This is a genomic window from Nonomuraea helvata (assembly GCF_039535785.1).
Lineage (GTDB): Bacteria > Actinomycetota > Actinomycetes > Streptosporangiales > Streptosporangiaceae > Nonomuraea > Nonomuraea helvata.
In genome coordinates, this window is record NZ_BAAAXV010000001.1 from 1,824,594 (window position 1) to 1,846,693 (window position 22,100).

At 70.0% G+C, this 22,100-nt stretch carries 18 protein-coding genes; 7 read left to right on the forward strand and 11 right to left on the reverse strand.

Annotated elements, in window-relative coordinates; translation table 11 throughout:
* The first annotated feature begins 76 nt into the window (after positions 1–76).
* Positions 77–670 (forward strand): TetR/AcrR family transcriptional regulator, encoded by a 594-nt coding sequence (locus tag ABD830_RS08365; RefSeq protein WP_344985907.1) that lies wholly within the window; start codon positions 77–79, stop codon positions 668–670.
* A gap of 47 nt (positions 671–717) precedes the next feature.
* On the opposite strand, the gene ABD830_RS08370 is transcribed toward ABD830_RS08365, so the two are convergent.
* The 6 genes from ABD830_RS08370 to ABD830_RS08395 form a co-directional block, all read right to left on the reverse strand.
* On the reverse strand, positions 718–2,487 hold the full coding sequence (locus ABD830_RS08370) for a CBM35 domain-containing protein (RefSeq protein ID WP_344985908.1): 1,770 nt from the start codon (positions 2,485–2,487) through the stop codon (positions 718–720).
* A gap of 15 nt (positions 2,488–2,502) precedes the next feature.
* Positions 2,503–4,203, reverse strand: a complete 1,701-nt coding sequence (locus ABD830_RS08375) for a carbohydrate-binding protein (protein ID WP_344985909.1) — start codon at positions 4,201–4,203, stop codon at positions 2,503–2,505.
* On the reverse strand, positions 4,200–6,332 hold the full coding sequence (locus ABD830_RS08380) for a discoidin domain-containing protein (RefSeq protein ID WP_344985910.1): 2,133 nt from the start codon (positions 6,330–6,332) through the stop codon (positions 4,200–4,202). The genes ABD830_RS08375 and ABD830_RS08380 overlap by 4 nt, the downstream gene beginning before the upstream one ends.
* 12 nt (positions 6,333–6,344) lie before the next feature.
* Positions 6,345–8,285 carry a glycosyl hydrolase family 28 protein gene (locus ABD830_RS08385; RefSeq protein WP_344985911.1) on the reverse strand — a complete coding sequence of 647 codons (1,941 nt, stop codon included), beginning with the start codon at positions 8,283–8,285 and terminating at the stop codon, positions 6,345–6,347.
* Positions 8,282–10,075 carry a glycosyl hydrolase family 28 protein gene (locus ABD830_RS08390; protein ID WP_344985912.1) on the reverse strand — a complete coding sequence of 598 codons (1,794 nt, stop codon included), beginning with the start codon at positions 10,073–10,075 and terminating at the stop codon, positions 8,282–8,284. The genes ABD830_RS08385 and ABD830_RS08390 overlap by 4 nt, the downstream gene beginning before the upstream one ends.
* 68 nt (positions 10,076–10,143) lie before the next feature.
* Entirely contained in the window at positions 10,144–12,561 is a 2,418-nt protein-coding gene (locus tag ABD830_RS08395; RefSeq protein ID WP_344985913.1) for a PQQ-dependent sugar dehydrogenase, read from the reverse strand.
* A 284-nt stretch (positions 12,562–12,845) separates the two neighbouring features.
* Between ABD830_RS08395 and ABD830_RS08400 the strand changes: the two genes are divergently transcribed.
* The 3 genes from ABD830_RS08400 to ABD830_RS08410 all read left to right on the forward strand — a co-directional run bounded on the left by ABD830_RS08400 (position 12,846) and on the right by ABD830_RS08410 (position 15,159).
* A complete protein-coding gene (locus tag ABD830_RS08400; protein ID WP_344985914.1) occupies positions 12,846–14,387 on the forward strand; it encodes a glycoside hydrolase family 88 protein in 1,542 nt (513 codons plus the stop codon).
* Between the two features lie 91 nt (positions 14,388–14,478).
* On the forward strand, positions 14,479–14,685 hold the full coding sequence (locus ABD830_RS08405; RefSeq protein WP_344985915.1) for a hypothetical protein: 207 nt from the start codon (positions 14,479–14,481) through the stop codon (positions 14,683–14,685).
* 69 nt (positions 14,686–14,754) lie between these two features.
* Positions 14,755–15,159, forward strand: coding sequence for an STAS domain-containing protein (locus ABD830_RS08410; RefSeq protein WP_344985916.1), 405 nt, complete (start codon positions 14,755–14,757; stop codon positions 15,157–15,159).
* Positions 15,160–15,172: 13 nt separating this feature from the next.
* Here ABD830_RS08410 and ABD830_RS08415 read toward each other — a convergent pair whose 3' ends face one another.
* The 3 genes from ABD830_RS08415 to ABD830_RS08425 all read right to left on the reverse strand — a co-directional run bounded on the left by ABD830_RS08415 (position 15,173) and on the right by ABD830_RS08425 (position 18,725).
* A complete protein-coding gene (locus ABD830_RS08415) occupies positions 15,173–16,135 on the reverse strand; it encodes a hypothetical protein (protein ID WP_344985917.1) in 963 nt (320 codons plus the stop codon).
* Complete coding sequence (locus ABD830_RS08420) at positions 16,132–16,761, reverse strand: hypothetical protein (RefSeq protein WP_344985918.1); 630 nt, start codon at positions 16,759–16,761, stop codon at positions 16,132–16,134. The genes ABD830_RS08415 and ABD830_RS08420 overlap by 4 nt, the downstream gene beginning before the upstream one ends.
* 101 nt (positions 16,762–16,862) lie before the next feature.
* Complete coding sequence (locus ABD830_RS08425) at positions 16,863–18,725, reverse strand: ABC transporter ATP-binding protein (RefSeq protein WP_344985919.1); 1,863 nt, start codon at positions 18,723–18,725, stop codon at positions 16,863–16,865.
* A gap of 256 nt (positions 18,726–18,981) precedes the next feature.
* Here ABD830_RS08425 and ABD830_RS08430 point away from each other — a divergent pair, with 256 nt between their 5' ends.
* Positions 18,982–19,224 carry a snapalysin family zinc-dependent metalloprotease gene (locus tag ABD830_RS08430; RefSeq protein ID WP_344985920.1) on the forward strand — a complete coding sequence of 81 codons (243 nt, stop codon included), beginning with the start codon at positions 18,982–18,984 and terminating at the stop codon, positions 19,222–19,224.
* A 75-nt stretch (positions 19,225–19,299) separates the two neighbouring features.
* On the opposite strand, the gene ABD830_RS08435 is transcribed toward ABD830_RS08430, so the two are convergent.
* Together ABD830_RS08435 and ABD830_RS08440 are read right to left on the reverse strand one after the other, a co-directional pair.
* On the reverse strand, positions 19,300–20,364 hold the full coding sequence (locus ABD830_RS08435) for a PQQ-dependent sugar dehydrogenase (protein WP_344985921.1): 1,065 nt from the start codon (positions 20,362–20,364) through the stop codon (positions 19,300–19,302).
* Between the two features lie 100 nt (positions 20,365–20,464).
* Positions 20,465–20,872: a nuclear transport factor 2 family protein gene (locus tag ABD830_RS08440; RefSeq protein WP_344985922.1), complete on the reverse strand. Its 408-nt coding sequence runs from the start codon at positions 20,870–20,872 to the stop codon at positions 20,465–20,467.
* Between the two features lie 119 nt (positions 20,873–20,991).
* On the opposite strand from ABD830_RS08440, the gene ABD830_RS08445 reads away from it, so the two are divergent.
* On the forward strand, positions 20,992–21,573 hold the full coding sequence (locus ABD830_RS08445) for a TetR/AcrR family transcriptional regulator (protein WP_344985923.1): 582 nt from the start codon (positions 20,992–20,994) through the stop codon (positions 21,571–21,573).
* A gap of 77 nt (positions 21,574–21,650) precedes the next feature.
* On the forward strand, positions 21,651–22,082 hold the full coding sequence (locus ABD830_RS08450; RefSeq protein WP_344985924.1) for a peptidase inhibitor family I36 protein: 432 nt from the start codon (positions 21,651–21,653) through the stop codon (positions 22,080–22,082).
* Positions 22,083–22,100: the final 18 nt, after the last annotated feature.

The window sequence follows — 22,100 nt, forward strand, 5'->3', positions numbered from 1 at the left end:
GTCAAGGGATCAACAGAACGAAGTTCCAATCGCTGAGCCGCTCCCCCGGGGGCGGCACGGGCTCTCGCCGGAGACCGTGCGGAGCTCGCAGCGCGAGCGGCTGATCGAGGCGATGCTGCAGCTGGTGGCGCGGCGCGGCTATGCCGCCACGACCGTGCCCGACGTGATCGCGGCGGCCCGGGTCTCACGCAACGCCTTCTACCAGCAGTTCGCCGACAAGGAGGCCTGTTTCCTCGCCCTGTGCGAACGCGACCTGCCTGAGCTGATCGAGGAGATCCGCACGGCCGCCGCCGCGCCGGACGACTGGCGAGCCGCGAACCTGCGCGGGCTACGGGCGTATCTGCGCTGGTGGCAGGGGCGCCCGGCCTACGCGCAGGCGTACTTCGTGGAGCTGCCGCGCGCGGGCGAGCGGGCGGTGGCCCAGCGCGACCGCGCCTACCATCCGTTCGTCGGCATGGTCACCGCCATGGCCGCCAGGGCCAGGCAGGCGGACCCCGCGCTGCCACCGCTGCCCGCCACGACCGCGCGGCTCATCGTGTACGGGGTCACGGCGTTCGTCGAGGCCGAGGTACGCGAGGGCCGGGTCACCGGCCTGCTGTCCTGGGCCGACGACCTGCAGGACTACATGGTCACGCTGCTCACCGCCGTCAGGACCGGCCCCGGCTCATGAAAGCGGCCCGCCGCGAGAGAAGCGGCGGGCCGCACAGGACAAGGCGGTCAGTTCTGGTCGAGGAAGCGTTGGGCCAGCGTGCGGCCCAAGGTCACCGCCTGGGAGTGGTTCTCGATGGTCTGGACCTTGGTGTCGGAGCCGGTGAAGACGATGTAGGTGACGCCGCTGTCGGTGCCGCCGTTGCTGGGGTCAGGGTTGATGCCCAGGTCGGCGGCCGTCCGGTAAGAGGCCTCGCCGATGATGCCGCTCGGCCCCGTGTCGCCCATCACCGCGTACTCCACCTGCCCGTTGTAGACGATCGCCACCACGGTGCCGCAGCCGATGCCCTTGGTCCGGTAGTCCCAGATGGAGCTGGAGCTGGGCACCACCATGTACGCGAGCTGCGCCGCGTTGAGCGGCGAGTCGCCGCTGGTGTGGCAGAACGTGTCGGCCTGGAAGCAGCAGTCGGTGTCCTCGTTGCACTGCGACGTGCGGACTCCGTCGCAGTCGATGTCCATGTCGCCCTTCCAGAACACCGCGCCGGTCTTCTGGCACACCGCGACCGTCGCCGAGCTCACGTCGGAGTCCGTCTTGTACTTGCCGTTGGAGATCTGGTTGCACGACGTCACCTTCGCCAGGAGCTGGTCGGCCGTCGGGCCGGTGCCGCCGCCACCGCCGGTCGTGCCGCTGACCGCGGTGCTGTGCCCCGACTCGTTGCCGGCCGCGTCGAACGCGGTGACCGTGTACGTGTGCGTGGACCCGGCGGCGAGCCCGCCGATCGTGGCGCCGGCGGTCGGCGTGGTGGTGACCACGGCCGTCCCCTCGTAGACGCGATAGCCGGTGACGGCCACGTTGTCGGTGGAGTCGGTCCAGGCCAGCGAGATGCTGGAGGCCGAGGTGCCGGTGACACGGACGCTCACGGGCACGGTCGGCGCCTGCCCGTCGGGGCCGCCGGGGCCGCTGACCGAGAGCCGGTCCACGTTCGGGCCGCCGTTGGCGGTGGTGGCGGTCGCGCGGACGGTGTTGACGCCGGCGTTCAGCGTGGCGGTGATCTGGGCGTCCGCCCAGGTGTCCCAGTTGGCGGTGGCGGGGAAGTCCCGCGTGATGGCCGTGCCGTTGACGTCGATGCTCATCGGGCGGTTGGTCGACGTTCCGTTGGCGTAGCGGATGGTGAGCGTGTGCGAACCGGAGTCGGCCACGTTGACCGTCCACTCGATGTAGCCGCCGGTCGTGTTGACGTAGTCGACGAAGCCGGAGCCGGTGTAGCCGGTGTGGTTGGTCGCCACCGCGGCCTGCGACAGCGTGGCGGCCTCCGCCTGGTACTCGGTCGCGGGCGCGTCGGCCACGGTGACCTCGAGGTAGTCGAGGTTGGGGTTGCCGCCCGAGTTCGCGGCGGTGAGGCGAATGGTGTTGTCGCCCGCGTTGAGCGTCGTGGTGAGGGTCGAGGTGGCCCACGTGGTCCAGGCCCCGGTGGCGGCGAACGAGCGGCCGGCCGAGACGACCGTGCCGTTCACCGAGACGTCCGCGGTGCGGGCGCCGGTCGTGCCGTTGGCGTAGCGGATGGCCAGCGTGGCGGTGCCCGCCACGGGCGCGTTGACCGTCCACTCCGTGTACGGGCCGGAGGCGTTGTCGCTGTTGACGAAGCCGGTTCCGGAGAACCCGGCGTGGTTGGACTCGACGACGCCCTGCGAGATCGTCGCGTTCTCGGCCTCGTAGCGGACGGTCGCGGCCCGGGCGGGGAGCGCGACCAGCGCGGTGACGGCGAGGCAGGCGGCGGCCAGGACGATCAGAGGGCGTAAGCGCGCGAAACGGGGTAAGCGCAGGCGTGGGGGGTGCATGGGCGCTCCTTCCGGTCAGGAGAGGTCGAGGTAGTCGACGTTGGGGCCGCCGTTGGCGGTGGTGGCGGTGGCTCGGACGGTGTTGGCGCCGGCCTGCAGGGACACGGTGAACGTGGCGTCCGCCCAGGTGTCCCAGTCGCCGGTGCCGGGGAAGTCCCGCGTGGTGGTGGTGCCGTTGACGTCGATGGTCATCGGGCGGTTGGTCGACGTTCCGTTGGCGTAACGCAGGGTGAGTGTGGCGGTTCCGGCCGAGGCGGCGTTCACCGTGAACTCCACGTACGAGCCCACCACGTTGTCGCCGTTGACGAAGCCCGTCCCGGAGTAGCCCGCGTGGTTGGACTCGGCGGCGCCCTGCGAGATCGTCGCGTCCTCGGCCTCGTACCGCTGTCCCGCGCTGGGCCGTACCCGGATGAGGCGGGTCTCGCCGGGCCGTAACGTGGCGCTGTAGGAGGAGCTGACGGTGCCCTCCGACGCGCCCGACCACAGGTTCGTGACCGCCGCCGGTCCGCTGAAGCCCACCTGTGACCAGGTGACGCTCACCGTGGAGGTGCCCGACGTGCCGGTGTTGTAGAGCGCGACGATGTAGTCGCCGTTCGACTCCCGCTTGCGCCACACCTGGTTGACGCCGCTGTTGACGACGCGCTGCGCGGCGACGCCGTCCTGGTTGACCGCGATGAGCCGGTCGTTCTTCAGCATCGCCAGGTCCACCGAGGTGAGCGCGGTCAGGTCGGTGCCGAGCAGCAGCGGGCTCCCGGCCATCGCCCAGTGCGTCATGTGCGAGCGGCGCTGGTCGGCGGTGAGCCCGACCTGGTCGCCGTTGCCGATCTGCAGCGAGTCGTAGTCGTTCCACCCGCCGGGACCGGCGTACTGCTGCCAGGAGGCGGCCGAGTTGAACCGGCTCACGACGTGCGACCAGTCGGTCAGCGGGTAGCCGCTGCCGTTCGGCCCCGAGCCGCAGTAGCACTCGACGTCGCCCTGGGTGCGCCAGCTGTTGGCCAGCCGCTTCCAGGTGGTGGCCTGGGCGATCGGCAGGTTGTTGGAGAGCGCGAAGTTGATCGGCCGGCCGGTCTGGCGCAGCGCCTTGTCCCACGCCTCCACGTCGGCGACCGTGGTCGCGTCCACGCCGTCGATCTTGAGGTAGTCCACGCCCCACGAGGCCATCTGGTTGGCCCACGAGTTGATGAACGCCTGCGCGCCCGGGTGGGAGTACTTGAGCCGGTACATGTTCTTGCAGTTGTAGTTCTTGTGCGTCTGCGTCGTGTCCGCGATGTCCTGCGCGTGGTACGACGTGCCCTCGATCGGCTTGTTGGCGGTGACGGCGTTCTTCGCGATGCCGGGGGTGACGTAGAAGCCGAACTTCAGCCCCTTGGCGTGCACGTAGTCGGCCAGCGCCTTGATCCCGGACGGGAACTTGGCGGTGTCGACCGCCCAGCGGCCGTAATTGTCGACGACGAAGCCGTTGGAGTCGCACTTCTGGTAGAAGTCGTCGAGGTTGACGTAGACGTAGCCCTTGTCGGCCAGGCCGCTGCTGACCAGCGCGTCCGCCTGCGCCTTCATCTTGGTCTCGTCGGGCCAGCGGCGGACGAAGCTCCAGCTGCTCCAGCCCATCGCGGGCCTGATCGACAGCCCGTTGTCCGAGGCGGCGGCCGGAGCGGCCCCGGCGGGGACGGCCAGGCACGCGCCGACGAGCGCCACAGCCGCGAGTGCGCCCTTCATGAGACACCTCCCGTGGTGACGTCGATGTAGTCGAGGTTCGGGTTGCCGCCGTCCGTCGTCGCGGTCACCCGCAACGTGTTCACGCCGGCATTGAGCGAGACGGTGAACGTGTCGGTCGTCCAGGTGGTCCAGTCACCGGTGCCGGCGTAGTCGCGGGCCTGGGCGGCGCCGCCGTTCACGCTGATGGCCGCCGGCCGGTTGGTCGACGTTCCATTGGCGTAGCGCAACGCGATCGTGGCGGTTCCGGCCGCGGGCGCGTTCACGGAGAACTCCACGTACGAGCCCGTCACGTTGTCGCCGTTGACGAACCCCGTCCCCGAGTAGCCCGCGTGGTTGGACTCGGCCACGCCCTGCGAGATCGTCGCGTTCTCGGCCTCGTAGCGGGTGCCGGACGGGGCGCTTCCGCCCGCGTACTGGCCGCCGACCCACGCCTCGTCCACCCGCCAGCGGGCGACGCCGTGGTGCCCGGTCTTGCTGAGCCGGACATAACGGGCGGTGACGGCGCTCAGGTCGATGAACTGCACGCCGCGCGCGTTCGGGACGGTCCCGGTCTTGATCGCGCTCCCCCAGCTCGAGCCGTCGTCGCTGACGTGCACCTGGTAGCCGGAGATCCGCGCGGAGCCGGACGGCGGGTAGACGGTGGAGTCCTCCCGCTGGTTGACCGCGAGGTACTGGATGCGCTTGGCGGAACCCAGGTCGAAGGTGAGCCGCGCGGGCTCGGCGGCGTTGCTGTCCCAGTAGGTCAGATAGTCGCCGTCGCCCGCCGCCGCCGCGCCGTGGCCGCTGGTGGACGAGCTCGCCGAGAGCGTGACGCCGGTGTAGATCCCCTGGCGGCCGCTCGAGATCACCTTGAAGACCGTGTCGTAGGTGTCCCAGCTGCTGATGCCGCTCAGCGTCAGCGTCCCGCCCGACTGCGTGAACGCGACGGGCGCGCCGGTGCGCAGGTTCGTCACCGAGGTGATCCGGTAGCCGTTGTCCCGCAGCGACAGCGTGCTGCCGGACGGCGGCGTGAGCACGTGGACGTAGTGCCGGTCGGGGTCGTTCTTGGCGATCGTGGTCACGCCGTGCGCGCCGTTGTTCCAGAAGCCCGGCTTGAGCCCGCCGAACATGTAGCCGCCGCCCTCGGTGCCGCCGAGCGACTCCCAGATGGCCGAGAGGTAGGTGTTCGCGAAGTTGTTGAAGTCGGCCTGCTGGGCGGGGAAGCGGCCGTTGACCATGGCGGTCTCGGCCATGAGCGCCTTGACCGACGAGCCGGCGTTCGCGATGAGCCGGCCGAGCGTGAGCTTGCGGTCCACGGCCTGGTCGGAGCCGCCGTACCACCAGGGACCGCCGGTGGGCAGCTTGAAGTCGGCCTCGATCAGCCGCGGCAGCGCGGTGTAGACCGCCTGCGGGTAGTCGTACGACGGCGTCATGCCGGTCTTCTGCTCGTTGCTGATCATGTCCATGATCGGCGTGTCTTCGTTGTTGTTCGAGATCGTCATGTCGGGGCGCTGCTGGTAGATCTTGGCGTAGAGGTCGTTGCGCTCCCAATAGGCGTTGTCGTTGTCGATCCAGAACCCGGCCAGCTTCGGGTAGCGCTTCATCTGCTCGAAGAACTGCAGGTAGCTGAACTCGCCGAACCCGTCGCGGGTGGTCAGGTCCACGCTGTGGCCGACGTAGCTGGAGAAGGCCGAGGAGTTGAGCCAGTCGCCGGAGCTGAGCCCCTCGTTGTGCCACTGCGGGTCGTCGGTCATGTAGTTGATGACCTTCAGCCCCTGCGCGTCCGCGGTGTCGATCAACTCGCCGAGGAAGTCCCGCGTGGTGCGGCAGGAGCCGGGGATCTCGCTCGGGTACGGCCGGGCGTACCCGAGCCTGCTGTGGAAGGTGGCCAGCACGATGTACTGGGCGTGCAGCTTCTTGGCCTCGTTCACCCAGTAGGAGGCGCTCCAGCCGCCGTTGGTGACGTCGGCCTCCCACCCGCTGCAACTGGTGTGCTGCGGCGAGGTCCGCTCGCCCCAGTGGAGGAAGAGCCCGGCGATCGAGTTGCGCAGGAACGCCTGGCGCGGATGCTGCAGGTCGGCCCGCGCCGGAACGGCGGTGAGGAGGCCGAGCAGGAGCGCTAGGACGGCGAGCGTCGCCGTGCGTTTCATGGTGTGCGTCTCCTATGGTTCGGGGGTGAACGCGGGGTCGCTGGAGATGGCCACCCGGTCGAGGCGGGCGCCGTCCTCGCGGTAGGCGAAGGTGATCGTGCGCGCTCCGGCCGCCAGGTCGTACGTGACGGGCAGCTTGGCCCAGTGCCAGGAGGTGCCGATCGGGATGTTGTTCCAGTTGCTCCATGTTCCTGTGCCGGAGCGCGCCCAGAACGAGTCGTCACCGTCGTTGGCGGCGATCACCCGGGCCCAGACGGCGAAGGTGCCGCCGCGCGGGAGGTCGAACGCGAGCGTGGCCCAGCCGGTGGCGGGCGCGCTGGACTTGCTGTTGTTGCCCGCGGCCACGGTCACGTACGAGCCGCCGGACGCAGCGGTGTCGGCCGCCGTCTGCATCGGCGCGGTGATCGTGCCGGACTCCGCCTCGGCGTACAGGCTGACCGGGTCCTCACCGATGGGCGTGGAGTTGGTGGCCCGCACACGCAGCGCGCCGCCGGAGGTGTCGGCGCTGTCGCGCACGGCGTAGCCGTTGACGCCGCTGAACCCGGCGTCGTACGCGCTGCCGCTGCCGCGCTGCGCGACGACGCCGTTCAGTTGGACGTTGGAGGCGTCGTCGGCGATGACGTACGGCCGGTTGTCGTTCTCGTCGAACCGGGTCTCGCCGTTGAGCGTGATGCCGGTGGCGTGCCGGATCCAGTAGCCGTACGAGGGGCGCGCGCCGTAGTCGCGCGGCGGGTACGTGGTGAGATACTCGCCCGGCACCCTGCTCGCCTCCGAGGCCGGGTGGCCGCCGGGGACCGTGAGGTCGACGTTCTGGAACGTGATGCCGGGGCCCAGGTCCACGGACGGCGTGCCGGTCAGCGTGCTGGTGTAGTCGGACGCGCCGACCGTGCCGGTGACCACGGGCGCCGTGAGGTCGGTCCCGGTGACGTTCGAGATCGTGATGTTCCGGATCCGTCCGGCGGGCGGCGAGCCGGGGCAGCGCTTCCGCTCACCGATCTTGAAGAAGAAGGGCGACGTGGTCTTGGTGAGCGTCACGTTGTCGTAGTGGACGTCCTCGATGACCGCGCCGTCCATGGAGACGATGCCGATGCCGGCCTTGCCGGCGCCCAGCACGGTGATGTTCTCGAACCGGAAGTCGCGGAAGCTGCCGCAGGTCTCCGAGCCGAACTGCAGCGCGTTGTTCTCGTGCGAGTAGACGGTGGTGTCGCGCACGCGGACGTTCTGGCTGGTGTAGGTGTGGCCGAGGGCGTAGTCGCTCTTGAACACCAGGGCGTCGTCGCTCGCCTCGATGCGGCTGTTGGTGACGGTGACGTTCCAGCTGTTGATCAGGTTGATGCCGTCGCGCACGCCGCTGCCGGCGTAGACCGTCTTCAGGTTGTCGATCGTGATGTCGTGGCAGCCGTTGATCAGCGCGCCGAAGTGGCCGCCGCGCCGGAACGTGACCCCGGTCAGGCTGATGTCGGAGCACTCGGTGAGCGTGAGCGCCTTGTCGGCCTCGCCGGAGTCCGGGTTACCGGTGATCAGGTTGCCGTCGCCGTCGATCGTGCCGGTGCCGGTGAGGTGGAAGTCGGTGATGCCGCTGCCCCACATGAGCGAGTTGTGAAAGTGGCTGTGGCCGTAGTCCTGGTAGTCGTCGTTCGCGTTGGACTCGGGCGCGTCCATCCCGCTGCCCGCCGCCAGGAGGGTGGCGCCGGCGTCGAGCCTGAGCGTGACGTGCGACTTCAGGTGGATCGTCCGGGCCCGGTAGCGGCCGGAGGGGAAGACCACGGTGCCGCCTGGGGCGGCGCTCGCGGCGTTGATCGCGCGGTCGATGGCGTCGTCGTCATTGGTCGAGCCGTTGCCCGTGGCGCCGTAGTCGCGCACGTTGAACTCGGCGGCCGCTTCTGCTGGGAGTGGCACGGCTCCGAGCAGGGCGAGGGCGCACACCAGCAAGGCCCGGGCGAGCGGTTTCATGGCTGGAGCTCCACGTAGTCGAGGTTGGGGAGGCCGCCCGTTGTGGTGGCGGTGAGCCGGACGGTGTTGGTGCCGGAGACGAGGGGCACGGTGACGGAGACGGACGTCCAGGTCGTCCAGGCGCCGGTGCCGGGGGCGTTCACGGCGGAGCCGACGGCGGTCCCGTTGACGGTGACCGCGAAGGGCCGGTCGGTGCTCGTACCGTTGGCGTACCTGATGGTGAGGGGCCTGCTGCCGGCCGCCGCCGCGCTCACCGCGAACTCGACGTACGCGCCGGCCACGTTGTCGTAGTTGACGAACCCGGTGCCGGAGAACCCGGCGTGGTTGGACTCGACGACTCCCTGCGAGATCGTGGCGTTCTCCGCCTCGTACCGGTTGCCGGGGGACGACCCGTACAGGACGCCGTTGATGCGCACGTTGCGCAGCACGACGTCGTCCGCGTTGGAGAGCTGGGGCGCGGGCGTGTCGATCTGGGTGAAGGTGCTGTTGGTGATCGTCACGTTGCGGAGGTGGCTGGCGGACGAGCCCGACAGCTTGATCGCGAACGGCGAGTCGGCGATGTCCAGGCCGTCCACGGTGATGTTCTGGATGACCGGGTTGACGATCGGGCCCTGGCCCGGGCCGGTCAGGCTGTAGTTCATGTCGACGAAGAAGCCGCCCCGGTCGCACGGGCCGCCGGCCAGGTTGCGGACGTGCACGCCGTCCACCGTTCCGCCGCGCCGGTTGTTGGTCTTCAGGTAGAGCGCGTAGAAGGAGTGGTACGAGGAGCCCGCCTGGATGCGGTTGTTCTCGGCGAAGACGTTGCGGACGCCGCCGGACATCTCGCTGCCGACCGTGATCGCGCCCCAGCGGCCGTAGTAGGTGTTGCCGCGGATGACGATGTCGGTGGACGGCACGCCCACGCGGCGGCCGTCGGTGTCGCGGCCCGACTTGATGACCGTGCCGTCGTCGCCCGTGTCGAACGTGCAGCCCTCGATGAGCACGTCGGACGAGCACTCGGGGTCGACGCCGTCCACCATCGCGCCCCGGCTGTAGATTTTGACCCGCCTTATCGTGATATTTCGGGCTAAGACGGGGTGGATGGTCCACATCGCGGGGTTCCGGATGTCCAGGTCCTCGACGAGGATGTTCCGGCAGCCGTAGAACTGGATCATGCTCGGCTTGAGGTAGTGGCCGTCACCGAACTGCCGCTGCTCGACCGGCACGCCGTCCACGGCCAGTTGCTGCAACCGGTCCCAGTCGGGGCCGCGCTGGTCGTCGAAGCCGAACCACGGCCCGGCCGCCGCGTTCCCGTCGATCGTGCCGGTGCCGGTCAGGGCGATGTCGGTCTGGTTCCTGGCATAAATGAAGGGCGAGTAGTTGTAGCACTCGATCCCCTGCCAGCGGGTGTAGACGTTCGGCAGGTACGAGCCCGCGTCCGACCTGAACCGGATTGTCCCGCCGGCCTCGACGTGCAGCCGCACGCCGGACAGCAGGTGGATCTGGCCGGTGCGGAACTTGCCGGTGCCGGGGACGAGCACGGTGCCGCCGCCGGCCGCGTTGCAGGCGGCGATGGCGGAGCGGAAGGCGGGCGTGCAGTCGGTGGAGTTGTCCGGCTTGGCGCCGAAGTCGGTGATGGGGAACGTGCGGTCGGGAAAGGCCGGCGGCACGATCCTGGCCAGGATCGCGGGGACCTGATCCCAGGGCGACTCAACGGCCTGGGCCGTGGCGGGCGCCGGCGGCAGCACGGCGCCCGCCTGCACGGGGACGAGCAGCGCTCCTTTGAGCACGGCCCTTCTGGAGGGATGCATCGGAGGCTCCGGGGGGTGCTGGATCCGGCGGCCGCGCTGCTGCGCGGCCGCCGGCGTTCAGGGGGTGACTACTGGATGTTGGAGCGCCGGATCGTGTCGGCCGAGCCGTCTCCGTTGTTGTCGGAGTTGGTGGAGCCGAACCAGATGGCGTTGGCGCCGGGCACCTTCTCGACCGCGCGGAGCCGGCCGTACGTGCCGTTGAAGTACGAGTTGACGGTCGAAACGTTCTCGCCGTTCAGCACGATGCGCCACAGCCGCTGGCCGCGCAGCGCCGCCATGAAGACGGTGTTGTTGACGATGGCGATGCCGCTCGGCGAGGCCTCGGAGACGCTCCAGGTGTACTTCGGGTTCGTCATGCCGGAGGTGCTGCAGGTGCCCTCGCAGGTGGGCCAGCCGTAGTTCTTGCCCGGCTGGATGAGGTTGAGCTCGTCGCGCGAGGAGTTGCCCAGCTCCGACGACCACAGGCGGCCGGCCGAGTCCCAGGCCAGGCCCTGCGGGTTGCGGTGGCCGTAGCTGTAGACGCGGGTGCCGAACGGGTTGCCGGGCGCGGCGGCGCCGGTCTTGGTGATGCGAAGGATCTTGCCGTTGAGCGAGTCGAGGTCGGGCGCGTTGCTCGAGGACTGCGCGTCGCCGGTGGTGACGTACAGGTAGCCGTCGGGGCCGAACCTGATCCGGCCGCCGTTGTGGTACCGGTTCTTGTCGATGCCCTGCAGGATGCTCGCGTACCCGCTGAGCGCGGTGCCGTTGAAGTTCATCTTGGCGACCCGGTTGCCCTCGGAGGCGGTGTGCATGAAGAACACCTCCTGGTCGGTCGTGCCGTTCCAGGTGGGCGAGAAGTCCAGGCCCATCAGGCCGCCCTCGCCGCCGGTGGTCTGCACGTTGGGCACGGTGCCGACCTGCGTCTTGGTGCCCGACGGCGTCACCTTGAACACCTTGAACGTGTCGCGCTCGGTCACCAGCGCGTACGAGCCGTCCGGCGCCCAGGAGATGTCCCACGGCACGTCCCAGCCGCCGGCGACGCTGGTCGGCGTCTGCGGCACGGTGCCACAGCCACCCGTGGTGAACGACGCGGACGGCGCGCTCGGCGTCGAGAGCTGGTTGGCGCTGTCACGCGCGACCACGTGCACCTGGTACGTGTGCGCGCACTCGAGCGGCACACTGGCCGTGGTGGCGGGCGGGGTCCCGGTGACCGTGGCGAGCACGGCGTTGGTGGCGTTGTCACGCACCAGGTAGGCGCGTACCCCGTTGTCGTCCGTGGAGGCGCCCCAGGTCACGGTCGCCGAGGTGGCCTGCACGCCGCTGACGGTGGGCTGCCCCGGCGGGGACGGCGGGTTGTCGGCGGGCGCGGGCAGCGTCTGGCAGTTCGCCTCGGGGCTGCTCAGCGACACGTTGCCGGAGGCGTCGCGGGCGAACACCGACAGCTGGTAGGAGAAGTTCGGGTTGAGCCCGGTCAGCCGGTACGGCGGCGCGGTCGCGGTCGCGATCTGCTGGCCCTGGTGGTAGATGTCGTACGCGACGACGCCGATGTTGTCGGTGGACGGCGGCCAGTCCAGGGTCAGGGCGTTGTACGAGATGTCGGAGCACGTCGGCTGCCCCGGCGAGGTCGGCTTCTCGGTGTCGCCCGGGCCGCTGACCCGCAGCCGGTCGAGGTTGGGCCCGCCGTTGTCGGTGGTGGCCGTGGCCCTGACCGTGTTGCCGCCCGCGTTGAGCGGCGCGTCGACGCTGATCTCCTGCCAGGTGGTCCAGGCGCCGGTGCCGGGGAAGGAGCGGGCGGTGGCGACGGCGGTGCCGTTGACGGTGATGGTCATCGGCCGGTCGGTGGTGGTGCCGTTGGCGAAGCGGAAGGTCAGGCTCTGGGTGCCCGCGCCGGCCGCGCTGACGGCGAACTCGACGTACGAGCCGGTGACGTTGTCGTAGTTGACGAAGCCGGAGCCGGTGAAGCCGGCGTGGTTCGACTCGACGACGCCCTGCGAGATCGTCGCGGACTCCGCCTGGTAGTCGGTGAAGGTCGACGACTGGACCTCGGCGTCGAGGTAGTCCCAGTTCGGGTTGCCGCCCGCGCCTGTGGCGGTGGCCCTGATCTTGTTCGCGCCCGCCGTGAGCTGGGCGGTCAGCGTGACCGTGGTCCAGGTGGTCCAGGCGCCGGTGGCGGGGAACGACCGGGCGGCGGCGACGGTCGCGCCGTTGACCGCGATGTCGCTCGGCCGGTCGGCGCCCGTGCCGTTGGCGTAGCGGAAGGCCAGCGTGGCGGTGCCCGCGCTGGGCGCGTTGACGGTCCATTCGGTGTACGAGCCGGCGACGTTGTCCCCGTTGACGAAGCCGGTGCCGGAGTAGCCGGCGTGGTTGGACTCGACGACGCCCTGGGAGATCGTCGCGTTCTCGGCTTCGTACCGGGTGGGCGCCGCCTCGGCTGGGACGGTGACAGCTGTCATTCCCAGGGCGAGCAAGCAGGCGATGACGCAGGCCCGGGACTTGCTGAAGTTCATCGGGCGCTCCTGGCTGAGAGTGATGCCTCGAGTAAAGGGGAGGGAGCTTTCCAAACGTTTGTCACAAACCACCGTGGGCGTCAATACTTGGAACGGTCCATATTTTAGGAAACTTTCCTAACTCTTTGTTTCCGATACATCGGATGAAAGTGACCGGTAGACAGGCGCGAGGTCGGGATGTATGCATTTAAATGCGCCTCAGAAGATCGGAGCCATGCGCCGCTGGGTGCCGTACATCTGGACCGGCGGCCCGGCATCACCGCTCGTCAGACCCGGAGTGATACATGGGACGTCTTCGCGCGACCAGCGCCGCCGCACTCGGCGCGCTCGTGTTTCTGCAACCGGTTGCCGTCGCTCCGGCCGCGGCTGCCACCCGCTACGAGGCCGAGAACGGAACGATCTCGCAGGGCGTCGTGGAGTCGAACCACGCCGGCTTCACCGGCACAGGCTTCGTCAACTTCGACAACGTGGCGGGATCGTCCGTCGAGTGGACCGTGAACGGGCCGGGAACCGTCACGCTCGCCTTCCGCTACGCCAACGGCACGAGCGCCGACCGGCCGATGAGCATCACGGCCGGCGCCACGGCCACGACGCTCTCCTTCCCCGGCACCGGCTCCTGGACCACCTGGCGGACGGTGACGGTCCGGGCCGAGCTGGCGGCGGGCACGAACGCGGTCAGGGCCGCGGCCACCACCGCCGACGGCGGCCCGAACCTCGACTCACTGAGCGTGGACTCCGCGGCGGGTACCGACTGGTCCAGGGCGATGGTCGACTCGACGATGGCCCGCTTCTCCCCCAGCACGATCGGCGGCTGGAGCTACCCGCAGGGCCTCTACCTCTGGGGCCAGTACCTCGTCTACCAGCGCACGGGAGAGCCCCGCTACCTGCAGTACATCAAGGACTGGGCCGACCGGTTCGTGGACTCCTCCGGCGGCATCTCGCAGAGCTTCAACAACCTCGACAGCATGCAGGCCGGCAACGTCCTGCTCGCCCTCTACCGGGAGACCGGCCAGGCCCGCTACCGCACGGCCGCGGCCAAGATCAGGACCCGCCTGAACACGTACCCGCGCACCTCCGACGGCGGCTGGTGGCACTCCACGTCCAGCTCGCGCGAGGGCCAGCTCTGGGGCGACGGCGTCTACATGGTAGACCCGTTCCTCGCCCGCTACGGCGCCTGGGTGGCGGCCGACTCCTTCACGGGCGCCGAGCCGGCCAAGCAGCTCGAGATCTACTGGAGCCACCTGCGCCGCACGTCGGGCCAGGCCGCCGGGCTGCTGTACCACGCCTACGACGAGCCGGGCGGCCCCACCGCGTCCTGGGTCAAACCCTCACTGGGCAACACGAACGGGATCTCGTGGTGCCGGGCGATGGGCTGGTTCGGGATGGCCGTGACCGACATCCTCGAGCTGCTCCCGGCCGACCATCCGCGCCGGTCGGCGCTGATCGACATCCTGCGCGAGCTCGTGCCCGCGTACGCCCGTTGGCAGGACCCGGCCACGGGCCGCTGGTGGCAGGTGGTCACCGAGCCGTCGAACCCGTCGAACTGGACGGAGACGTCGTGCTCGGCGATGTACACGTACACGATCTCGCGGGCGGTCGAGCGCGGATACGTGGACGCCTCCTACCGCGCGAACGCGGAACGCGGCTACCAGGGCGTGCTGGCCCAGGTGTCACTCGGCGCCGACGGGCGGACCAACCTCGTGGGCGTCAGCGAGGGCACCAACGCCAGCGACTCGCTCAGCTACTACTTCGGGCGTGCCCGGCCGGTCAACGACTTCCACGGACTGGGGGCGTTCCTCATCATGAACGAGCAGCTCAGCCACTAGGGGCCGGGGCCCCACTCCCGCCGGCCGCTCCGCCCGCGATTGGCGCGGGCATCACCTGGTCGGGTCGGCCGGCGGGAGGCAGCGCGATGCGGTGACGGCCCGCGAGCGTGTCTGTGATCATGGCGAGGAGGTCGAACTCGGCGAAAGCGAGACCGAAATTCGCGGCGCCGCGGTTATTCGCATTTCCGTCCGTTGTTGCGTGCTGAATATGCCGACGTGTGGCTTCCTTGAATCGCCTGCTCACCTGCGGTTCGTATGCCCGGACGATCCCGGCGAAGAAGTGAGCGGCGGTGTCTAGGCGAAAGGCGGACACCCGGATATGGTGCGATACGGGCAAGCCACAGAATTAGCGATAGGTAGGCGTCGCATGCCGGATCTGTCGTTCGTCACTCAGAGGTTGCCGGGCGTGAGCGTGATCTCGGTGGCCGGCGAGGTCGACGCCACCACCGCCGGGCGGCTCGACCGCTACATCCGGCGCAGCCGCCGGGTGCCGGGCGAGCATGTGGTGATCGATCTCAGCGAGGCCCAGTTCATGGGGAGTTCGGGCCTTCGCGTCCTGCTCAACACCCATGCCTACGCCCGCCAGCACGGCGGCAGCCTGCGACTGGCCGCGCCCCCGCCGAAGCTCGCGAGGATCATGGAGATCACCCAGGCTCACACCGTCCTGCACGTGCACGCCACGGTGGAGGAGGCCGTACTCGCGGCACTCGGCAACCCGCTCCCCGAGTCGCTCGGCCCGCCGGCCGAGGACCGCGGCAGAGACGCGGTCTGAGCCCCACTTCCGATCAAGGGCCTCCCAGCTCCAGGCGGATCGTGCTCGACTCGGCGAGCATGACCACCACGCCCTCGTCGCGCCGCCAGTCGTCCGCGATCAGGAAGTAGCGGCCGCCGGTGTGCGCGAACAGGCGGAGGTTGCCGTACCGGTACTTGTAGGCGCCCTTGTCGGTCGAGACGGGCCCGGTCGAGGTGGGCAGGGCGGACTCCTTGCCCGCTCCCAGGTACAGGCGCTCGGCGCTGTAGACGGTCACCCTCGTGAGCTCGGTGACGGTGAAGTTCTGCGCCAAGGAGACACCCTGGTAAATGGCCAGGTTGGTGGCGCCGTAGAACAGCGAGACGCAGACGATGACCGACGTGAACGTGTACAGCAGCGGCAGGCCGTCGCGCGAGGACGCGCCGGGCAGCAGGGTGCGGAGGTGCGTTCCGTACAAGGTGAGCAGGACACCGGCGCCGATGCTGAACGGGAAGGCCAGGAACGAGGCCGTCCGCAGGACGAAGCCCAGCGCCCACATCGCGAGCGGCAGCACCAGCCAGGCCAGGGACAGGGCGCGGAGGGTGTGTCTGACCAGGCGGTCGCCAGTGCCGTCCCGCCTCGCGCGCGGAGCGAGCACGCGGTCGGCCTGCAGCCAGAGCAGCCCGGCGATGCCGATGATCATCAGGAGGTACAGCACCGGGCCTACGCTCCGGAGCACGTAGTCCTTGGTGGACATGTCGAGGATGCTCTCGTCGATGCCCAGCTCGAACGCCTGCACGGCGCTGCGCTGCCAGCCGAAGTACACCAGCAGCGCGGTCATGACGGTGACGTTGGCCAGCACGGCCAGCGCCCACCGGAGCACCGGATGCCCGGTGGACCCGGCGGGCCCGGCCGCCTCCGTGAGGTCGTCAGTCGAGGGCTCGGCCGCCTCGACTGGGTCGTCAGGCGACGGCTCGGCCGGCTTCTTGCGCATCTCGACGGTGGACTCGCTCGTCACGAACCCGATCCCGATCCCGTGTCCGTGCCGGAGCCCACGTCCGGAGTCTCGGCCGGGTCCGGGGTCTGCACCGGGTCAGGAGTGCTCTCCGAATCGGGAGACTCGGCAGGATCCGGACTGTCATCCGGGCTCGGAGGCAGCGGCAGGACCGGCGGGCACCCGCCGAAGGCCGACTTCGGTTTCTGCTTGACGACGCTCCCCACCGCCCGATGCAGCTCGCAGATGAACCACACGTCCGACCCCTCCCACACCAGCCGGGCGTACTCGGACTTGGCCGAGGCCACATCCTTCCGGCACAGGTATACCCCGGCCTGGAAGAGCGGCACGGTGGTCGCTGTCCTGAAGTTCCCTTTGGTCTCGTCGAGCGCCGTCTGAGCACCGGGGCAGTCCCCCTCCGCCAGCGCGTCGTACACCCGTCCCTCGTTGACGTCCACCGCGGTGTTGCCGGTGGGGAGGGTGAAGCCGTATTTGGTCCGCTGCTTGCCCGCCGCAGGGCCCTGCTTCCCCGCACGGGTCGAGGTGCCGTCGGGCCGATCCCCCGTGTCCGGCCCTTCGAAGGCCCCGCTCTTGCACGCTCCGATGGTGAGGCACAAGGCGAGTACCGTCGCAACCGTTCTAATCTTCATAGATCACGACGCTAGGCGCGTGATCCGCAAGGGTCTTGAGTATCCCCCTGCTCAAATCCGGCTCGGGGCGCCGGGCCGGAGAGGAGCAGGGGGATGGCGGGTCAGCGGTAGGCGGCGGCCTGGAGGGTGTAGAGGTCGGCGTAGAGGCCGTCGAGGGACATCAGGGTCGCGTGGTCGCCCTGCTCGGTCACCTTGCCGTGGTCGAGGACGTAGATGCGGTCGGCGTAGCGGACGCTGGCCAGGCGGTGCGTGATGAGCAGGACGGTGCGGCCGTCGGAGTGGTGGCGGATGCGTTCGAAGAGGGCGTGTTCGGCGCGGGCGTCGAGAGCGGCGGTGGGTTCGTCGCAGATGAGCAGGCTGGCGTCGCGGTGGAAGCCGCGGGCCACGGCGATGCGCTGCCACTGGCCGCCGGACAGCTCGTGGCCGTCCTTGAAGCGGCGGTCCAGCAGGGTGCGGTAGCGGTGCGGGAGCCCGGCGATGACCTCGTCGGCGCCGGCCACGGCGGCGGCCGCGTCCAGGGCCTCCGGGCCTTTGTCGGTGCCCATGGTGATGTTGTAGCGGGCGGTCAGCGGCCAGCGGGTGTGGTCCTGGGCGATGACGGCGGTGCGCAGGCGGAGGTCTTCGGGGTTGACCTCGCGCAGGTCGGTGGAGTCCCAGCAGACCGTGCCGGAGTCGGGCTCGTACAGACCGGCGAGGATCTTGGCGAGGGTGGTCTTGCCGGAGCCGTTCTCGCCGACGAAGGCGATCACCTCGCCGCGTTTGATCTCGATGGAGACGTCCCGCAGCGCGGGTTCGTCGGCGCCCGGGTAGGTGAAGGTCACGCCCGAGGCGGCGATGCGGTCGAAGCCCTCGGGGGCCGGGGTGGGTCGGAGGGCGGTCAGGCGGCGTTCGGCGTCGGCGCAGAACTCCAGGAAGTCGGTGAAGTACAGGCCCTGCTCGTAGAGCCGGTTGGTGGCGTACAGGAGGCTGCTGAGCGAGCTCTGACCCGATCTGATGGCCAGGACCGCCGTGCCCGCCACCGCCAGCGGGATGGCGGCCAGGGCCAGCAGCACGCCCAGGGCGACGTAGACGAGCGCGGTGCCGAGGCCGCCCAGCGCCTCGCCGATCAGCCGGACGAAGGTCTGGCGGCGGGCCAGGCGGAGCATGACCTCCTGCTCGGCCCTGGCCACCGCGTCGTACATGCGCAGCAGGAACCCGCGCATCGTGAACGACCGCACCTCGGCCGCCGACTCCCGCTCCGCCAGCAGCTCCGCGATGATCCACTTGCGGCGGCGGGCCGGGATCAGGCCGTACATGGTGGAGTAACGCATGCGCGCGCTGCGGACCGCCGCCCACGCGTCGGGCAGGACGGCGAGGAGCAGGAGCGGCAGCAGCACCGGATGGAGCACACCGAGCACCCCGGCCGCGGCCACGATGCCGACCGCCGCGGTGACCACGTCGACGGCCCCGGACACCACGGAGTCGGCCACGGCCGCGCCCCTGCCCCCGGCGCGTTCCAGCGCGTCGTGGAACTCCGGGTCGTCGTAGGCCACCAGCTCGACCCGGCTGGTCAGCCCGTACAGCCGCTCCTCAGTCAACCGGGTGATCTGCGGGGTCAGGCGCGACTCGGCCCACCCCGCGCCCGCCTGTACGGTCGTGCGCAGCACGGCCGCGCCGCCGACCAGCGCGAGGCTGGGCAGCGCGGCCATCACCCGGTCGGGGGTGGGGCCCTCGCTGAAGAGGGCGGTGAGCACGCCGGTCGTCGCCAGCAGGCCGAAGGCCGTGAAGACGCCACCGAGGAGGTTGAGGCTGATCGTGGCGAGCGTGTCGCGCGGGCTCGCGCCCCACGCCATGCGCAGCGCCTGGGACACCAGTGAGGGGAGCCGCCTGGCGATGGTCAGGAAGCCGACCTCCGCCATCTTGTCGTTGTGAACGTTCCATGTGGGGGTGGCGATCTCGCCGAGTTCGAGAGGCTCATCCGGCATGCTCTGAGTATGCGGGCGGGCACCGACAGTCTGTCATCCAGATAAATCGGAGCCGCCGAGCCGCCGAGGGGTCATATCACCGTGATAGGGGCAATCTAACAGCTCTCCCACGGGCGAAGGGTGCGGTTACCGTGACGGCCACCCCCAACTCCCCGAGGAGGCCACGTGCCAAGACACCTTCGTCTCGCGCTGTCCCTCTTACTCAGCCTCGCGTTCCTGCAGGTCAGCGCGCCCGCGCAGGCCGCGGTCCTGCTGGATGGGCAGGCAGGCCACAAGTCAGGGCTACAACCCCCTCCGCATCGCCGCCCACGAGATCGGTCACATCCTGGGCCTCCCGGACCGGCGCACCGGGCTCTGCTCCGACCTGATGTCAGGGTCGAGCGCGCCCGTGAGCTGCACCAACCCGAACCCGAGCGCCGCCGAGCGGGCCGAGGTCGACCGTAACTTCGCGGGAAGCACGCCGCAGGTGGAGTTCGACCGGCTCCTCGTGGACCGCTGACCCGGCCGGGCGGCGGTCTCTCCCTCCCTGAACGCCGCCGCCCGACCGCCTGTCCTCGCCCGTACGGGCGTCCGGTCAGGAGCCGGTGCCGGTGGGCGGGATGCGGACGATGCGGTCGTCCGTGGCCACCGGGCTGCCGCGGCCGTCCCTGTTGCTGGTCGTCACCCAGAGCCAGCCGTCGGGCCCGACCGTCACCGCGCGCAGCCGCCCGTACGTGCCCCGGAGCTCGGCGACCGGCGTCCCCGCCCCGCCGCTGCTCGTCACGGGCACCGTCCACAGCCGCGTCCCGCGCAGCGCGGCGACGAAGAGCGTGCCGTTCGCGTACGCCAGCCCGCTCGGCGACGCCTCGGCCGTCGACCAGGTGACGATGGGATCGCGGTACGACGGGTTGCCGCAGACGCCCTCGCACGTGGGCCAGCCGTAGTTGCCGCCCGCCACGATGAGGTTGACCTCGTCCCTGGCGTTCTGCCCCAGCTCGGCGGCGAAGAGCCTGCCCTGCGCGTCCCAGGCCAGCCCCTGTACGTTGCGGTGCCCGTAGCTGTAGACCCGGGAGTTGCCGAACGGGTTGCCCGGCGGGATGCTGCCGTCGGGCCTGATGCGCAGGATCTTCCCTGCGGGGGTGTTCAGGTTCTGGGCGTTGGCGGTGTTGCCCGCGTCCCCGGTGGCCACGTACAGGAGGCCGTCGGGACCGAACGCGATGCGCCCGCCGTTGTGGATCGAGGACCGCGGCACGCCGGAGAGCAGGACGGTCTGGGTCTGCGGGGCGCTCAGCCGCAGGCGCACGAGCCGGTTGTCGCTGCCGGTGCTGAAGTACGCGTACACCCACTGGTCCTGGGCGTACGTCGGCGACACGGCGATGCCGAGCAGCCCGCCCTCCCCTGAGGCGGAGACCCCGTTGACGGTGGCCACCTGCGTGGGCGCCTGGCCGGGGCGCACCTGCAGGATCCTGGCGGTGGTGCGCTCCGAGACCAGCGCGCTGCCGTCGGGCAGGAACGCCAGGCCCCACGGCACCTGCAGGCCGGTGGCGGCCACCTGCGCCCTGGAGTAGTCGAAGCCGCCGATGGCGGAGGCCGGAGGCGGGGCGACCAGGACGAGCCCCGCGGCGGCTAAGAGGAGCATGATCACGGTACGTACGCGCATGGCTAGCTCCTTGACACGGATTGTCGAGGTTTCTCTACGTACCCGTCATCCGCAGGTGTAGCCCGCCGCTCCTCGCGTCCCTGCAAAATGAGTGAAAGTTTCAGGCGCGCTCGCGGGCGAACGGCGGCGGCTCCGACGGGTCCTGGAGCGGGCCGCTGAGCTGGATGTTGGCGATCCGCCAGCGCTCACCCTGCCTGACGGCGACCAGCGTCACCCGGAACGAGTGGTTGGACTCGCGCCCCCTGACCGAGGTGCGCTGCTCCTGCACGGCGCTCACGATCGCGGTGTCGCCATGGAGGCGTGCCTGCGGGTCGAGGATCGCGAAGTGGTGGTTCTTCAGGTCGCCGCGGTGACGGCCGGCCCACTGCTCCTTGTCCAGCTTGAACCCCACGGGGCCGATGCCCGCGAAGTCGTCGCTGAGGAGGTCTCCGAAGGCGTCGGCGTCGCCGTTGAGCTCGGCCTGTGCCCAAAGGCCGACGAGGTCGAGGACCTGCTCCTGACTGCTCATGATCCATCCTTTCGTCATGATAAGTGGGGAGAGATCCCCCGGTTAACTGTCGCACGAGGCAACGAGCCAGCACAACCCAAGTGGGGAAATTTCCCCCGGTTAGCGGTTAAGGTGGTCTCGTGAAGTCCAAGCCCATGCGGGCCGACGCCCGGCGCAACCAGGAGCAGATCCTGCTCGCCGCGCGCGACCTGGTCGCCGAGCGCGGCCACGACGTGCCGCTCGACGACATCGCCCGGCGCGCCGGGGTGGGGAGCGCCACGCTCTACCGCCGCTTCCCCGACCGGGACACCCTCTTCCACGCGCTCGCCATGGACGCGCTGACCAGGACCGCCGCGGCGGCGGTGACGGCGGCCGAGGAGGAAAGCGACCCGTTCGAGGCGCTGGCGCGCTACCTGCGCGAGGCCCTGGAGCTGCGGGTCTCGGCTGTGCTCCCCGCCCTGCTCGACGTGGTGGACCCGGCCGGCGACCCGGAGCTGTCACCGGTGCGCGAGGAGTCCGCCGACGCCGTGCGGCGGATCATCGCCGACTGCCACGCGGCGGGCGCGCTGCCGGTTGACGTCACGTTCATGGACGTCGCGATGATGCTCGTCCGCATAGCCCGCCCCCTTCCGGGGCCGCTGTCGGCGGAGGCCAAGCACGAGCTCGCCCGCCGCCACCTGGAGCTGTTCATCGGCGGCCTGCGGGCGATGGGGGCGGCGTGAACCGGTGAACTCCCTCTTTCCTGACAAGATCCCCCGATGTATCGTGCCGGAAGGAAAGTTTCACCAATGGAGGAGTCTTGGGCAAGAAGCTTCACCTACTGGCTTTACCGGTCGCCGCCGCCGCTCTCGCGCTGACGGCACTGCCGGCCCAGGCGGCCACCGGCTATGACCGCTGCGCCGCCGGCTACTACTGCCTGTTCTCCGGCCTCGACGGCACGGGCGACATCGTCCAGATCAAGAGCGACACCCCGGATCTGGCCGCCTACGGCATCGCCGACCGCGCCAAGTCCGACTGGAACCGTACGAGCTCGTACATCCACCTCTTCTCGGAAGCCGGCTACGGCGGCTGCTCTGCCGTGACCAGCCCCGCCGGGAAGGGCAACTTCTACACGCCGTTCCGTGACTTCTTCAACTCCGTCCGCTTCGACGGCCAGAACGGCCCGTCGTGCTTCCCTCCCCCTGGGGAGGGGCTGACCGCCAAGACGGCTCCGGCCGACTCGCACGGCTGATCACCTTTGACAAGGGGA

Bases quoted from the DNA above. Each gene is read 5' to 3' on its own strand.
- ABD830_RS08370 (WP_344985908.1), bottom strand. From the start codon at position 2,487: ATGCACCCCCCACGCCTGCGCTTACCCCGTTTCGCGCGCTTACGCCCT.
- ABD830_RS08375 (WP_344985909.1), bottom strand. From the start codon at position 4,203: ATGAAGGGCGCACTCGCGGCTGTGGCGCTCGTCGGCGCGTGCCTGGCC.
- ABD830_RS08380 (WP_344985910.1), bottom strand. From the start codon at position 6,332: ATGAAACGCACGGCGACGCTCGCCGTCCTAGCGCTCCTGCTCGGCCTC.
- ABD830_RS08385 (WP_344985911.1), bottom strand. From the start codon at position 8,285: ATGAAACCGCTCGCCCGGGCCTTGCTGGTGTGCGCCCTCGCCCTGCTC.
- ABD830_RS08390 (WP_344985912.1), bottom strand. From the start codon at position 10,075: ATGCATCCCTCCAGAAGGGCCGTGCTCAAAGGAGCGCTGCTCGTCCCC.
- ABD830_RS08395 (WP_344985913.1), bottom strand. From the start codon at position 12,561: ATGAACTTCAGCAAGTCCCGGGCCTGCGTCATCGCCTGCTTGCTCGCC.
- ABD830_RS08400 (WP_344985914.1), top strand. From the start codon at position 12,846: ATGGGACGTCTTCGCGCGACCAGCGCCGCCGCACTCGGCGCGCTCGTG.
- ABD830_RS08410 (WP_344985916.1), top strand. From the start codon at position 14,755: ATGCCGGATCTGTCGTTCGTCACTCAGAGGTTGCCGGGCGTGAGCGTG.
- ABD830_RS08420 (WP_344985918.1), bottom strand. From the start codon at position 16,761: ATGAAGATTAGAACGGTTGCGACGGTACTCGCCTTGTGCCTCACCATC.
- ABD830_RS08425 (WP_344985919.1), bottom strand. From the start codon at position 18,725: ATGCCGGATGAGCCTCTCGAACTCGGCGAGATCGCCACCCCCACATGG.
- ABD830_RS08430 (WP_344985920.1), top strand. From the start codon at position 18,982: ATGGGCAGGCAGGCCACAAGTCAGGGCTACAACCCCCTCCGCATCGCC.
- ABD830_RS08435 (WP_344985921.1), bottom strand. From the start codon at position 20,364: ATGCGCGTACGTACCGTGATCATGCTCCTCTTAGCCGCCGCGGGGCTC.
- ABD830_RS08440 (WP_344985922.1), bottom strand. From the start codon at position 20,872: ATGAGCAGTCAGGAGCAGGTCCTCGACCTCGTCGGCCTTTGGGCACAG.